This is a genomic window from Janthinobacterium sp. GW823-FHT01H08 (assembly GCF_058797855.1).
The window spans coordinates 4,798,695-4,813,343 of the sequence record NZ_CM179504.1 but is presented as its reverse complement, the minus strand read 5'-3'; the positions used below and the strand labels follow the sequence as shown (position 1 = coordinate 4,813,343).

Genomic DNA, 14,649 nt, shown 5'->3' with positions numbered 1-14,649 from the left:
TTCAGAGTTGAATGACAGGGTGCGCAGACGGCGGGCAGGGAAAGGGCGGCGCGCGTCCAGGCTGGTAAAGCTCAATTCGCTGACGACTTGCTGTGTGATGAAATAACTTCCCAGCAACTTGATTACTGGTTTCAGTATGCCAACAACCATATGCAATTAATATCAGCAGTGGCTGAATATGGCAGTAGGAGCTACGGTAGGGGGAGTAGGATTGTTCCTACGGTCGACGCGCGGGCGCGCGCCGCCGGGCTTACGTCTTGAAGGGGGAGAGCAGGCGGTGCGCCACGGCGTACTGCACCATTTCGGACAGCGAACTCATGCCCATTTTTTGCATGATGCGCGTCTTGTGCGTACTCACCGTCTTCACGCTCAGGTGCAGGTTGTTGGCGATTTCCGTGATCGACTTGCCCGCCACCAGCAGGGAAAAGACTTCGAACTCGCGGTCCGATAACTGTTTGTGCAGCAAGCTTTCATTCGGCATCATGATGTTGAGCACGAGCTGCTCGGCCACCTCGGCGCTGATGTAGGGGCGTCCCGATGCCACCTTGTGAATGGCGCCCACGAGCTGGGTGCCAGCGCTTTCCTTGGTCAGATAGCCTTGTGCGCCGGCGCGGATGGCGCGCACCGCATATTGTTCTTCCTCGTGCATGGTGAGGATCAGGATGGCCAGCTTGGGCGCCTCGCTGCGGATTTGCCGGATCAGGTCGACGCCGCTGCGGCCCGGCATTGACAGGTCGAGCAGCAGCAGGTCGAAGCCGCCCTGGCGCACCTGATTGAGTACTTCAAAGCCGTCGATGGCTTCGCCCACGATATCGATATCCGGCGCGCCGTCAAGGATGCGCTTCAAGCCTTCTCGCATGATGGTGTGGTCGTCGGCAATTACAATACGTATCATAGGCGGGCAATCTGGATGCGTGAAATCTGCTCTGTCCGTCACCGGACAATCAAATGTTGAGAAACGAGAAACGTTGTCATTTTAACTGAGGCGGCCGCATTATGCCTTTTTCTGCATATGCCGGCAACGGCGGCCCCGGTGGTCATGTGACCTCTTATTCGGACAGGGGTTCCTTGATCAGCCTATGCACGAGCACGGGCAATTTCGAGTGCGACAGCACTTTATTGGTCACGCTGCCCAACAGCAATTGCCCCCAGCCGCTGCGGCCATGCGAACCCATGAAAATCAGATCGCAATGCTGCAATTGCGCCACTTCCACGATCTTCAGGGCCGGGCTGTCGGAAAAGGCCGTCAGGCCCGTCGCTTCCAGGCCGCGCTTGGCGGCCGCGTCGAGGATGGGCTGCCAGTGGTCGGCGCCGGCCTTGCGCATGGCGATGCGGTACTCCTCCTCGCTGGGATAGCTTGGCGGAATGATTTCGATGTACACCGGGTACTGGTATTCGGGCGCCACATACAAGGCAAGGATGTCGGCGTGCATCTGTTCGGCAAAAGCAACGCCGGCGCAGGCCGTCAGGTTGGAGACGGTGGAGCCATCGGTGGCGATCAGAATTTTCTTATACATGGCAGGTCCTTTGGCGGTGACTGAGCGCGCGCAACGCCTCTTATTGTAGACGCGGCGGCAGCATTGTATTCATGCAAAGACTTGATAATTATCAATACAACTGCACCTTCAGTATAGACAACATTGGCAGAAAGATCGTGTGTAGCTGCAACGATGTCCATGTGACGCTGTTGCGCAGACGCCCGGAAGCAGGATTTCTTCTGCTGTGCGTGGTCTTGCACGCACGCCAATGGTAGTATTTCAAAATACAACAGCTGGAACACATATTTCCTTGTGGAAAAGCTCTTGTAGGCCAGCTTTGCACCAGGAAGCGCGTTTTGAGATTTACCAACAGGGCGGCGCCCTGCTACACTCGCACCATCGCAGCGGTATTGCCTCAAATCATCTTAATCGAGAAATTGTGGGTATCAGTCTGTAAAACGCACAGTTCAGGCGGAATTTTGACAAATTATGGAGAAGCAGGGATATGACCAACGCCGCTGATGATTTCGACGCATTATTCGATGAAGTATCTGCGCAAAGTGCGGCCGCGGCTCAGCCCGCGCCTGCCGCCGCGCCCGCTCCCGCCGTGATTGCGGAGGACGATTTCGACGCGCTGTTCGACTCGGTGTCGGCCAACGCCGCCGTGCCGGCAGCCGCCGAGCCCGTGGTCGCCGAGGCGGAAGCGCTGCCTGTGGCCGGCGCCGAGGCGTCTGGCGACGCGGCCGATCCCGTCGACCAGTCCGACAAGCCGATGTTCGAGCGTCTGGGCGGCATCGTGCGCCTGCTGCACGATTCGCTGCGCGAACTGGGCTACGACAAGGCGCTGACGGAAGCGTCGTCGCAGATCGTCGACGCCCAGGACCGCCTGGAATACGTCGCCACCCTGACCGAGCAGGCCGCCAACAAGGTCCTGAACACGCTCGACGAAGGCATGCCGGCGCAGGATGTGCTGTCGAAGAAAGCCAAGGACATGGATGGCCGCTGGACGGCGCTGTTCGACGGCAAGCTGAGCCTGGAAGAATTCAAGGCCCTGGCCGGCGACTCGCGCCAGTTCGCGCAAGCCGTTGCCGAAGCGACGGAAGCGGAAAAAGCGCGCTTGCTGGAAATCATGATGGCGCAGGACTTCCAGGACATCACGGGCCAGCTGATCAAAAAAGTGGTCAACATCACCAAGACCGTGGAAAACGAACTGGCCCAGCTGTTGCGCGACAACGCGCCGGCCGAGGTGCGCGAGAAACTGGCGCAAAAGCCGGTGCCGCTGATGCAGGGCCCGTCCGTGCCGTCGGTGGCGCTGGACCAGGATAATGTAGACGACCTTCTTGCGGATTTGGGATTCTAATGGACGATATGCTCAAGGATTTCGTCGTTGAGGCGATGGATCTTGCGGTTAATGTTGAAGAGCACTTGTTGCGCCTCGAGCGCGATCCTGACAACAAGGAAACACTGAATGCGGTGTTTCGTTCCTTCCACACGATCAAGGGCGGTGCCGGCTTCATGGGCTTGCCCGCGCTGGTGGCGGCCTGCCACCTGACGGAAAACCTGTTCGACGCCTTGCGCACGGGCGCCGCGCCCGTCACCCCCATCGCCATCGAGGCGGCGCTGCAGGCGTCCGGTTTCGTGGCCGACCAGCTGACGGAACTGGCCAATGGCGCCGCGCCGGAAAGCTTGCCGGCCATGCCGGAAGAGCTGGAACACATCCTGACGAACGCCATCGAAGGCAAGGGCATGGACGCGCCTGCGCCTGCCGCCGCCGTGGTGGCGGAAGTGGCCGCGCCCGTTGCCGAGGTTGCGGAAGTGCTTGCCGCCACGCCTGCCGCCGCCGTCTCCACCGTCGGCGCCGATGGCCTGGACTGGGAAGGCATGTATAACGCCGTCGTGCCCGAGGGCAGCCGGGTCGCTGCCGCGCCGGTGTCCGCCGTCGCCGCTGCCCCTGCCGTCGTGGCCGCCGCTGCTGCCGCTGCCGCTGCCGCTGCCGCTGCCGCCAAGCCGGCCGCCAAGGCCTGGGATGGCGCCGAACGACGCGAAGAGCGTCCGGAAGTGCGCCATGCCGCGCCCGTCAAGGAAGACAGCATCCGCGTCGACGCCGTCAAGCTCGACGCGCTGCTGGAAGTGGCCGGCGAATCCGTGCAGGCCGCCAACCAGGCTGCCGTGCTGCTCGAACGCTTGCTGCAATTCAAATTCGAAGGCCAGGCCGCCACCTTGATGGCGACCCTGGCGGAAACCCTGGAGCGCGCCTCGCGTTACTCGACCGAACTGCAGCGGGCCACCCTGGCCACGCGCATGCAGCCTGTCGGCCGCCTGTTCCAGAAATTCCCGCGCCTGGTGCGCGAGCTGGCGAAAGACCTGGGCAAGGATGTCGAGCTGACCATCGAAGGCGCGGAAACGGAAGTCGACCGCGTCGTCGTGGACAGCCTGTACGATCCGCTCGTGCACATGCTGCGCAACTCGCTCGACCATGGCGTCGAATCGCCGGAAGCGCGCCTGGCCGCCGGCAAGCCCGCCAAGTCGTATATTTCGCTGAAAGCCTGGCAAGAGGCCAACAGCGTCATGATCGTGCTGCAGGATGACGGCAAGGGCATGGACCCGGTCTTCCTGCGCAGCAAGGCCCAGCAAAAGGGCTTGATCAGCGAAAACGCGCAATTGAGCAACGACGAATGCTTCCAGCTGGTGTTCCTGCCGGGCTTCTCGACCAAGGAAGTGGCGTCCAGCGTCTCCGGCCGCGGCGTGGGCATGGACGTGGTGAAAACGGCCGTGGAGAAAAACCGCGGCGCCATCCACATCGAGTCGACGCTGGGCAAGGGCACGAAGTTCGCCATCCGCCTGCCGATCGAACTGTCGATCGTGCCGACCATGCTCGTGTCGACCTCGGGCGCCGCGCTGGCGCTGCCGATGGCGGTGGTGCAGCGCGTCGTCGAATTGCCGGAAACCTTCATGGAAGTGGGTGGCGCGCCCGTGCTGAAAGACCAGGGCCGTCCATTGCCCGTACGGTCGCTGGCCGGTGCCCTGGGCTATGAATCGTGCAGCGAACGCGTCGGCATCGTCGTCGCCGCGCCACAGCCGTACATTCTTGCCGTGGAAGCCGTCGACGGCACGGCCGACCTGGTGATCAAGCCGATGACGGCCATCACCGTGGAAGGCATTACCGGTACGGCCCGCTCGGCCGAAGGCGAGCTGGTGCTGGTCGTGGGCCTGTCGTTCCTGATGGACGGCTGCCGGGGAAGCGTTCGTCTAGCTGCCTGAGTCTTGCTTCAATCGTTAGAAAGCCCGCTAGGCATAGCGGGCTTTTTTTATGGCGCCAGCGGTGTCAGATGTTGTTAGGGCGTAAGGTGCCGCCTTCCAGCCAGCGCTGCACGCGCACGATTTCCTGGGCGCGCTCCGCCTCGTCCTTCGGCGGCGGCAGGTAGATGTCGGGCATGATGCCGTCGAGATCGACCTGCAGATCTGGCAGGCGGGCCGAGCGCGAGGTGGCGTAGGCCAGCTGGCGCCGTCCCGAGGGCAGGGGGTGCATGCGCAGATTCGAATAATCGAGCGCGCCTCCGCTGTTGCGTCCGATTAGCTTGACGCGAAAGCTTTGCCGCGCTTCCAGCAGAAACTGTTCGCAGGAACTGCCGCAATCGCGGTCGACCAGCACCGCCACCCTGGACGGCTGTACTGCCTGGCCAGACACACTCGCATAGCTGACAGGCCCGTTGGTGCTTTGCGCCACGAACTGGCCGGGCTGCACGCTGCGCATGCGGGTGACGGCCAGTGCCATATATTTCGTGCAGGTGGCGTCGCCGGGAGCGTACAGCGCGCAGATGTTTTCCTGGCTGGCGATATTGGCCGGCGTGGACAGCCATTCGCCACCGATATTGACGCTCTCGCCTGAAGCTAGCCATGGCAGCAAGGGCGCATATGTGCTGTCGCTGCCGCCGTTGTTGCGCCGCACATCGATAATCCAGTTTCGACGGCTGGCCAGTTCGTCGCGCTTGCTTTCCAGTAAATCATTGATGAGCCCGGCGTACCCGGGGAAAAAACTCGGTAAGGTCAGCAGCGCCGTGTGCGGCGACAGCAGCTGCAGCGATGGCGCCCTGTCATCGATGGTGGCCGTTGGCGCGGCGGTTGAGGATGGTGCTGCAGCTGGTGTCTCATGTTTCAGCGCACCGGTCGGCATGATCTGCAGGTGGCCTTTGCGCCACTGGCTCAGGTAACCGGACAGTACCGTATTGCAGGCAGCCTCACCGTTCACCTTGGCCGCCGCGGTGCTGGCGCTGGCCAATGCATGATCGAAATACGCTTGACCTTTTTGTGCCAGATGCTGGCGCGCGCCAGTATCGTTTTCCAGCAAAAAGGCGGGAAGGACGCGCAAGTCCTGCAGGCAGGTCTCGCCCGGCGTGGCCGCTTGCGTATGGCTGACTGTCAAAGTAGTCAGGAGCGTGGCGGCAAAAGAACACAGTCTCATCAATGCAGTCTTTCCTGAAATTGTTGTCTAAATACAATACACGAAAGATTGAAGAAAAAGTATCGATTTCTGGCCGCGCCGTGGCTCGTTCGGCGGCCTGCCCGCAGATGGGGTCGTCATGTCGCCGATATGCCGATATCGGCAATTTCCAGCTCATATCCAACAATGCGGCCAAACTTTGTATCGCCAATCCCACGCTTTTGCCTGTTTCGGTTCTGTGTCGCGTAATATATGGCATAATCCTTGTGGATCACCGTATGACCTGGTATCACTTGATCACTTACTACAGGCTGTGGCAACGCTGCATAAATCATGATGAAGACGCTTTACGACAAACTCTGGGAATCCCACGTTGTTCGGGCCGAAGATGATGGCACGACAATTTTGTACATCGACCGGCACTTGCTGCACGAAGTCACCAGCCCGCAAGCCTTCGATGGCCTCAGCGTGGCGGGCCGCCAGCCGTGGCGCATTTCCGCCAACCTGGCCGTGGCCGACCATAACGTGCCCACCACCAGCCGGGTCGACGGCATTGCCGATCCCGTCTCGCGCCTGCAGGTGGAAACCTTGGACAAGAACGCCAAGCACTACGGCTTGACCTACTTCAACATGAACGACAAGCGCCAGGGTATCGTGCACGTGATCGGCCCCGAGCAGGGCGCGACCCTGCCCGGCATGACGGTCGTCTGCGGCGATTCGCACACGTCCACGCATGGCGCGTTCGGCGCGCTGGCGCACGGCATCGGCACGTCGGAAGTGGAACACGTGCTGGCCACGCAAACCTTGCTGCAAAAGAAATCCAAGTCCATGCTGGTGCAGGTCGACGGCGCTCTGCCGGCCGGCGTGACGGCGAAAGATATCGTGCTGGCCATCATCGGCAAGATCGGCACGGCCGGCGGCACCGGTTACTGTATCGAGTTCGGCGGCTCGGCCATCCGCGCCCTGTCGATGGAAGGCCGCATGACGGTGTGCAATATGGCCATCGAGGCGGGCGCGCGCGCCGGCATCATCGGCGTGGACGATACCACCATCAATTACGTCAAGGGCCGTCCGTTTTCGCCGGCCGGTCCGCACTGGGAACGCGCCGTGGCCTACTGGCGCACGCTGCATTCGGACCCGGGCGCCCGTTTCGACCTCGTCGTCACGCTCAACGCGCAAGAGATCGAACCGCAAGTGACGTGGGGCACCTCGCCCGAGATGGTGGTCGGCATCGATGGCCGCGTACCGGATCCGGACAATGAGAAAGACAGCGTCAAGCGTGACGCCATCGAAAAGGCGCTCGTCTACATGGCGCTGAAGCCGAACACGCCGATCGCGGACATCCGCATCGACAAGGTCTTCATCGGTTCCTGCACCAATTCGCGCATCGAAGATTTGCGCGCGGCGGCCGCCGTGGTGCGCGGCAAGTACCGCGCCTCGAACGTCACCCTGGCGCTGGTCGTGCCCGGTTCCGGCCTGGTGAAAGACCAGGCCGAGCGCGAAGGACTCGACCGCATCTTCAAGGATGCCGGCTTCGAGTGGCGCGAGCCGGGCTGCTCCATGTGCCTGGCCATGAATGCGGACCGTCTGGAACCGGGCGAACGCTGCGCCTCGACCTCGAACCGCAACTTCGAAGGCCGGCAAGGGCAGGGCGGTCGTACCCACCTGGTGTCGCCCGCGATGGCGGCGGCGGCGGGCATCGCCGGCCATTTTGTCGACGTGCGGGGATTGCGATGAATTTGGGGTCAGACCCGTTGGGTCTGACCCCAGCATTTGCCGGTGGTTTACACTAACGGGATTTGCAACCATTAGCACATAGACTGAAATCATCATGAAAAAACTCTTCGCCCTCCTTATCGCCACCGTCATCTTGTCCGGCTGCAACACCGTCTCGGGCATCGGCCGCGATGTGCAGAAAGTCGGCCAGGTCGTCACTGGCGCCGGCGGAAAATAAACCGTGACGTGGCGGCGCCCCGCGCCGCGCGTCTTACCGAGTAGAAACAGCATGGATAAATTTACGATTTACGAAGGCCTGGTCGCCCCGCTGGACCGCGCCAACGTCGACACCGACGCGATTATTCCGAAGCAATTTCTGAAATCGATCCACCGCAGCGGCTTCGGCCCCAACCTGTTCGACGAATGGCGCTATCTCGACCATGGCGAACCGGGCCAGGACAACAGCCTCCGCCCGCTGAACCCCGAGTTCGTGCTCAACGAGCCGCGCTACCAGGGCGCCTCGATCTTACTCACGCGCAAGAACTTCGGCTGCGGCTCCTCGCGCGAACACGCGCCGTGGGCGCTCGATCAATATGGCTTCCGCGCCATCATCGCGCCCTCGTTTGCCGACATCTTCTTCAACAACTGCTACAAGAACGGCTTGCTGCCCATCGTGCTGTCGGAAAGCCAGGTCGAGCACCTGTTCAATGAAGTCAAGGCTTTCCCCGGCTTCAAGCTGGTGGTGGACCTGGAGCAGCAATGCGTGCGCACCAGCAACGGTTCCGTCTCGTACCCGTTCGAGATCGATGCCTTCCGCAAATATTGCCTGATGAATGGGCTCGACGATATCGGCCTGACCCTGCGCCACGCCGACGACATCCGCGCCTTCGAAGAACGCCATCTTTCTGCTCAGCCCTGGCTGGCCAACGTCATTTAAACGATTAAAATATGAAAATTGCAATCTTACCCGGCGACGGCATCGGTCCTGAAATCGTCGCGCAAGCCGTCAAGGTCTTGAATGTGCTGGGCGAATCGTTTGAGCTGGAAACGGCGCCCGTGGGCGGCGCCGGCTACGCGGCCCATGGCCACCCTTTGCCGGAAGGCACGCTGGCCCTGGCGAAGGCGGCTGATGCCGTGCTGTTCGGCGCCGTGGGCGACTACCAATACGACAACCTCGAGCGCCAGTTCCGCCCGGAACAGGCGATTCTGGGCTTGCGCAAGAACCTGGGCCTGTTCGCCAACCTGCGTCCGGCCATTTTGTATCCGGAACTGGCGGGCGCCTCGACCCTGAAGCCGGAAGTGGTGTCGGGCTTGGATATCCTGATCATCCGCGAATTGACGGGCGATATTTATTTCGGCCAGCCCCGCGGCGTGCGCGAGTGCCCGGACGGTCCGTTCAAGGGCCAGCGCGAAGGCTTCGACACCATGCGCTATGCGGAAGGCGAAATCCGCCGCATCGCCCACGTGGCATTCCAGGCTGCGCAAAAGCGCGACAAGCGCCTCACCAGCGTGGACAAGGCGAACGTGCTGGAAACCTTCCAGTTCTGGAAAGACATCGTCACCGATGTGCACAAGGAATACCCGGACGTGGCGCTCGACCATATGTATGTCGATAACGCGGCCATGCAGCTGGTGCGGGCGCCGAAGAAATTCGACGTCATGGTGACTGGCAATATGTTCGGCGATATCTTGTCGGACGCGGCCGCCATGCTGACGGGCTCGATCGGCATGTTGCCGTCCGCTTCGCTCGATGCCAACAACAAGGGCTTGTATGAGCCGTCGCATGGTTCGGCGCCCGATATCGCGGGCAAGGGCATCGCCAATCCGCTGGCGACGATCCTGTCGGCCGCCATGATGCTGCGCTATTCGCTGAATCGCGAAGAGCAGGCAAACCGCATCGAAGGCGCCGTCAAGCAGGTGCTGGCGCAGGGGCTGCGCACGGCCGACATCCACGAAGCGGGCACGACTTTGGTCGGTACCGAGGCCATGGGTGATGCCGTAGTGCGTGCATTAGGATAAAATATTTCAATGATGGCAGTCGCCGTCTCATCTTGAGGAATGGTAATGAAATTAGTTGGCTTGGTAGGTTGGCGCGGTATGGTCGGTTCGGTCCTGATGCAGCGCATGCAGGAAGAGGGCGATTTCGCCCACATTGAACCGGTGTTTTTCACCACCTCGAACACGGGCGGCGCGGCGCCGGCCATGGCGAAGAATGAAACCATCCTCAAGGATGCCAACAACATCGCCGAACTGTCCAAGTGCGACATCATCATTTCCTGCCAGGGCGGCGACTACACGAGCGCCGTCTTCCCGCAGCTGCGCGCTAGCGGCTGGAACGGTTACTGGATCGATGCGGCCTCGACCTTGCGCATGGAAAAAGACGCCGTCATCGTGCTCGACCCCGTCAACCTGCACGTCATCAAGGATGCGCTGGGCAAGGGCGTCAAGAACTATATCGGCGGCAATTGCACCGTGTCGTGCATGATGATGGGCCTGGGCGGCCTGTTCCAGCACGACCTGATCGACTGGATGACGTCGATGACGTACCAGGCGGCATCGGGCGGCGGCGCGCAGCACATGCGCGAACTGCTGACGCAATTTGGCACCATCAACAGCTCCGTCAAGGCGCTGCTGGAAAACCCGGCGTCCGCCATCCTGGAAATCGACCGCCAGGTGCTGGCCACCCAGCACGGCTATTCGCCGGATGAAATCAAGCAATTCGGCGCGCCGCTGGCCGGCAACCTGATCCCGTGGATCGACAAGGACCTGGGCAACGGCCAGTCGAAAGAAGAGTGGAAGGCGGGCGCGGAAACGAACAAGATCCTCGGCCGCGGCATCGATTTCGGCACCAAGGAAATTCCCGTCGACGGCCTGTGCGTGCGCATCGGCGCCATGCGCTGCCATTCGCAGGCGCTGACCATCAAGCTGAAGAAAGACGTGCCGCTCGATGAAATCAATGACATCATCGCCAGCAACAATCAATGGGTGAAATTCGTGCCGAACACGCGCGAAGCGTCCGTGCGCGACCTGTCGCCGGCAGCCGTCACGGGCAGCCTGACGATTCCCGTCGGCCGCGTGCGCAAGATGAGCATGGGCGGCGAATACCTGTCCGCATTCACCGTGGGCGACCAGTTGCTGTGGGGCGCGGCCGAGCCGCTGCGCCGCATGCTGCGTATTTTGCTGGATGCGTAACAGCAATAAATCAGCAATTAATTGCTGATGCGGATCAAGTCGGGGCTGTTTTCCCGGCTTTTTTTTCGCCCTGAGCCCGTCAAGGCTCAACCATGCGGAGCTTGCATAGCTCTGGGCATGATGATATGTTGATACCTCTGGAAAAGTAACTGTTTTCCCATGTCAACTAAGATGCCGCCAACTATGCCTGTACACACTCGTCCCCGGGTCGCCTCCCTTGCCATTAAAACACTCAGCAGCGCTGTCGCCTGTGCGGTGTTATTGTCACCGGCGGCATCCGCAGCCGAGCTGGGCAAGATCACGGTGCTGTCCGCCGCCGGCCAGCCGCTGCGCGCCGAGGTCGAATTATCGGCCATCAAGCCAGGCGAGGCAGCCAGCCTGCTGGCCAAGCTGGCGCCGCCGGAGGCCTATCGCCAGGCCAACGTGGAATTCAATCCCGCATTGAACGCTTTGACGTTTGCCGTGGAAAACCGCAATGGCAAGCCCTTCATCCGCATCAGCTCGGCGCAACCGGTGGCCGAGCCCATGGTGGATCTCTTGCTGGAACTGAGCGGCAAGAGCGGTCGCCAGGTGCGCGAATATGCGTTCGTGCTCGACACGCCGGAAGCGCGCCAGACGCGCGGCGCGCAAGTGACGGCGCCGGCCGAACCGGGCAAAGGCAAGGCGGCGGCCGATGCTGCGCCAGCTGCGGCGAAAAAGCCGGCCGGGGAATACAAGGTCAAGACGGGCGACACCCTGAGCCGCATCGCCAGCGAACTGAAGCCTTCGGGCGTGTCGCTCGACATGATGCTCGTCGCCCTGTACCGCGCCAATCCCGACGCCTTCAAGGGCGAGAACATGAACCGCATGCAGGCCGGGCGCATCCTGGCCGTGCCTGGCGCGGACGCCGTGCGCGCTACCGGTGCGGCTGAAGCGAAGGGCATCGTGACGGCGCACGCCATCGATTTCGAGGCCTACCGCAACAAGCTGGCAGGTCAGGTGTCGCAAAGTAAGCCGGCCAAGGCCGCGCAAGCGACGCAAAGCACGGCCGGCAAGATCGGTGCGACCAAGGTGCAGGAAAAGCCGACGGCCGTGAGCGAGTCGCAAGACAAGCTGAAACTGTCGAAGGCGGAGCCGGCGGCCAAGTCGGCCGGCAAGAGCGCCGTCGCCAGCGAGGAAGACAAGATCGCCAAGGCGAAACAGGTCGATGAAGCCGCTGCACGCGTCAAGGAGCTGGAAAAGAACGTCAGCGACCTGGAAAAGTTGATGGCGGTCAAGAGCAAGGCCATGGCCGACAAGAGCGCCCCCGCACCCGCCAAACCGGCCGAGGCCGCTGCCAGCGCACCCGCCAGCGCGCCGGCCGAGGCGCAGCCGCCCGCACCTCAGCCTGCCGCACCGAAGGTCAAACCGGTGCCGCTGGTGAAAAAACCATCGCCGCTGGAGCCGACGATTACCGACAAGATCAATGACCACCTGGGCGCCATCGGCATCGGCATCGCCGCGCTGCTGGCGGCCGTGGCCGCACTGGTGGTCGCGCGGCGCCGCAAGGAGACGCCGCAGCCAGCCCAGGGCGATATCGCCCCCGTGGTCGAGCCGGAACCGGAAGCGCCCGTGACGCCGCCGTCCGGCCTGGCGCCGGAAGACCAGCAGTCCGAAGCGAGCAATCACCTGTTCGGTACGGGCGCGGCCGCTGCCGGCGTGGCCGCCGCGGCGGGCGCCAGCATGCTCGATGCGAATGAAACGGACCCCGTCGCCGAAGCGGACGTGTATATCGCTTACGGCCGCGATGGTCAGGCGGAAGACATCCTCAAGGAAGCCTTGCGCATCCACCCGGAACGCCATGCGGCCCGCCTGAAGCTGCTGGAAATCTATTCGGCCCGCAACGACGTGCGCGCGTTTGAAGACCAGGCCAGCGAGCTCTACAGTCTGACGCGTGGCCAGGGCGAGGAGTGGCCGCAGGCGGCCGCGCTGGGACTGGCGCTCGATCCCACCAATCCCCTGTATGGCGATACGGAAGACGACGCCGTGGTCAGCCTGAGCAAGGCAGCCGGCGACGACGTGCATGGCCAGAGCATGGACTTGCCCGACGAGCCGCCCGCGCCGCTGGCCGACCTGGCGCCGGCCGAGCCGGTCTCCTCCGTGACGGCCCGCGATGCGCGCGACCCCCTCGACTTTGACCTCGACAGCCTCGATTTCGAACCTGTTTCCACCAGCGAGCCGATCGTCATGCCTGGGCCGGACAGCAAGCCGGTCCCTGCCGCGCACGATGCGCAGTATGACGCCAGCATGGATTTCGGCCTGGACCTGGAGCCGCCTGCCGGCCCCGTCAATGGCGTGGGCGCCGGTTTGACGCCATTGCCTGATCCCTTGAAGGATGTCGACCTGGCCCACTTCGACCTCGACGAACCCGTGGCGCCGGCTGCCGCGCCCGTCGCGGCGGCCGAGCCTTCCCTCGACAGCCTGTTCGACGATGCGCAAGCGCCGGCGAGCTTGCCGGAAGCGATACCGCCCGCACAGGAATTCGACCTGTCCGGCATCGACCTGGATCTCAACGATGGCAAGACGGCCAGCGTGGGCGTGGACGACCCGTTGTCGGCTATCCACATGGAAATGGATACCAAGCTGGACCTGGCGATCGCATACCAGGAAATCGGCGACAAGGAAGGCGCGCGCGAGCTGATCGATGAGGTCATCAAGGGTGGCAGCGAAGAGCAGGTCGCCAAGGCGAATACCATGAGAGCTTTGCTGAGCTAAGCACCTGATACGACGTCCATGGCTGCGTTGCACGGTCTCGCCGTACTATTCGTACTGTCTTCGACCGCGCGCCTGGCCCTGAACGCCGTCTCGTTCGCTTTCCAGCACCTGATACGACGTCCATGGCTGCGTTGCACGGTCTCGCCGTACTATTCGTACTGTCTTCGACCATGCGCCTGGCCCTGAACGCCGTCTCAGGCGCTGGTGTCGTCGGGAGGCGGGGCCGCCTTTGCGCCGGTATAATGCTTCGATGCAAAATATTACGACAGCAACGCCATTGAAGCGTATCGTCCTCGGCCTGCAGTACGACGGCACGGCCTGGCATGGATACCAGAAACAGGAAGACGGGCAGACGGTGCAGGACCAGCTGGAAAACGCGCTGGAACAGTTTGCCCGCGTGCGCCTGGCCACCACTTGCGCCGGCCGCACGGATACGGGCGTGCATGCGCTTGAGCAAGTCGTGCATTTCGATACGGAACTGAATCGTGACGTGCACTCGTGGGTGCGCGGCGTCAACGCCTTCCTGCCCAAATCGATCGCCGTGCGCTGGGCAAAGGAACTCGACGGCGATCCGACGGTCAATGACTACTTCCACGCCCGGTTCAGCGCCCGCGCGCGCACCTATCATTATGTGTTGTACAACAACGCCACCCGTTCGCCGCTGGTGGAGGGGCGCGCCGGTTTCTTTTTCCGTCCGCTGGACGTGGAACTAATGCGCCAGGCCGTGCAGCCGCTCTTGGGCTGGCACGATTTCACGGCGTTCCGCGCCGCGCAATGCCAGGCCAAGTCGCCCGTCAAGCTGATGCATGACATCCGTATCGAGCGGCGCGGCGATTGCGTGATTTTTACGATTACGGCCAATGCCTTCCTGCACCACATGGTGCGCAACCTGGTCGGTTCGCTCGTCTACATCGGCACGGGACGAGAAAAGCCCGACTGGCTCGGGCATTTGCTGGAAAGCAAGGACCGCCACGCGGCGGCGCCCACCTTCATGCCGGACGGCCTGTACCTGGCACAGATCGATTACGATCCGAAATGGGCCTTGCCGCAAGACAGCAGCAGCGCTTTGCCCTGGTTTTGATCTGCATC

The 14,649-nt window shown here is 62.3% G+C and carries 12 protein-coding genes; 9 read left to right on the top strand and 3 right to left on the bottom strand.

Going from position 1 to position 14,649, the window contains the following annotated elements; genetic code table 11:
• Positions 1 to 250: 250 nt before the first annotated feature.
• Entirely contained in the window at positions 251 to 895 is a 645-nt protein-coding gene (locus AC3RCG_RS21630) for a response regulator (RefSeq protein ID WP_070221113.1), read from the bottom strand.
• Between the two features lie 154 nt (positions 896 to 1,049).
• On the bottom strand, positions 1,050 to 1,517 hold the full coding sequence (locus AC3RCG_RS21625) for a universal stress protein (protein WP_409028106.1): 468 nt from the start codon (positions 1,515 to 1,517) through the stop codon (positions 1,050 to 1,052).
• A gap of 466 nt (positions 1,518 to 1,983) precedes the next feature.
• Here AC3RCG_RS21625 and AC3RCG_RS21620 point away from each other — a divergent pair, with 466 nt between their 5' ends.
• Together AC3RCG_RS21620 and AC3RCG_RS21615 are read left to right on the top strand one after the other, a co-directional pair.
• On the top strand, positions 1,984 to 2,838 hold the full coding sequence (locus AC3RCG_RS21620; protein WP_492402037.1) for a protein phosphatase CheZ: 855 nt from the start codon (positions 1,984 to 1,986) through the stop codon (positions 2,836 to 2,838).
• Positions 2,838 to 4,739 (top strand): chemotaxis protein CheA, encoded by a 1,902-nt coding sequence (locus tag AC3RCG_RS21615; RefSeq protein ID WP_492402038.1) that lies wholly within the window; start codon positions 2,838 to 2,840, stop codon positions 4,737 to 4,739. The genes AC3RCG_RS21620 and AC3RCG_RS21615 overlap by 1 nt, the downstream gene beginning before the upstream one ends.
• Positions 4,740 to 4,803: 64 nt before the next feature.
• Here AC3RCG_RS21615 and AC3RCG_RS21610 read toward each other — a convergent pair whose 3' ends face one another.
• Complete coding sequence (locus AC3RCG_RS21610) at positions 4,804 to 5,940, bottom strand: S41 family peptidase (protein WP_492402039.1); 1,137 nt, start codon at positions 5,938 to 5,940, stop codon at positions 4,804 to 4,806.
• A 312-nt stretch (positions 5,941 to 6,252) separates the two neighbouring features.
• On the opposite strand from AC3RCG_RS21610, the gene leuC reads away from it, so the two are divergent.
• The 7 genes from leuC (at position 6,253) to truA (ending at position 14,641) form a co-directional block, all read left to right on the top strand.
• Positions 6,253 to 7,656, top strand: a complete 1,404-nt coding sequence (gene leuC, locus AC3RCG_RS21605; RefSeq protein WP_070311171.1) for a 3-isopropylmalate dehydratase large subunit — start codon at positions 6,253 to 6,255, stop codon at positions 7,654 to 7,656.
• Between the two features lie 94 nt (positions 7,657 to 7,750).
• Entirely contained in the window at positions 7,751 to 7,873 is a 123-nt protein-coding gene (locus tag AC3RCG_RS21600) for an entericidin A/B family lipoprotein (protein ID WP_010400408.1), read from the top strand.
• A 51-nt stretch (positions 7,874 to 7,924) separates the two neighbouring features.
• On the top strand, positions 7,925 to 8,572 hold the full coding sequence (leuD, locus tag AC3RCG_RS21595) for a 3-isopropylmalate dehydratase small subunit (protein ID WP_492402040.1): 648 nt from the start codon (positions 7,925 to 7,927) through the stop codon (positions 8,570 to 8,572).
• Between the two features lie 11 nt (positions 8,573 to 8,583).
• Complete coding sequence (gene leuB, locus AC3RCG_RS21590) at positions 8,584 to 9,654, top strand: 3-isopropylmalate dehydrogenase (protein ID WP_070221124.1); 1,071 nt, start codon at positions 8,584 to 8,586, stop codon at positions 9,652 to 9,654.
• Positions 9,655 to 9,699: 45 nt separating this feature from the next.
• Entirely contained in the window at positions 9,700 to 10,827 is a 1,128-nt protein-coding gene (asd, locus tag AC3RCG_RS21585) for an aspartate-semialdehyde dehydrogenase (RefSeq protein WP_071653796.1), read from the top strand.
• Positions 10,828 to 11,082: 255 nt separating this feature from the next.
• Positions 11,083 to 13,560 (top strand): motility hub landmark protein FimV, encoded by a 2,478-nt coding sequence (locus AC3RCG_RS21580; protein ID WP_276208645.1) that lies wholly within the window; start codon positions 11,083 to 11,085, stop codon positions 13,558 to 13,560.
• Between the two features lie 277 nt (positions 13,561 to 13,837).
• Positions 13,838 to 14,641, top strand: a complete 804-nt coding sequence (truA, locus tag AC3RCG_RS21575) for a tRNA pseudouridine(38-40) synthase TruA (protein ID WP_121670173.1) — start codon at positions 13,838 to 13,840, stop codon at positions 14,639 to 14,641.
• The last annotated feature ends 8 nt before the right edge of the window (positions 14,642 to 14,649 follow it).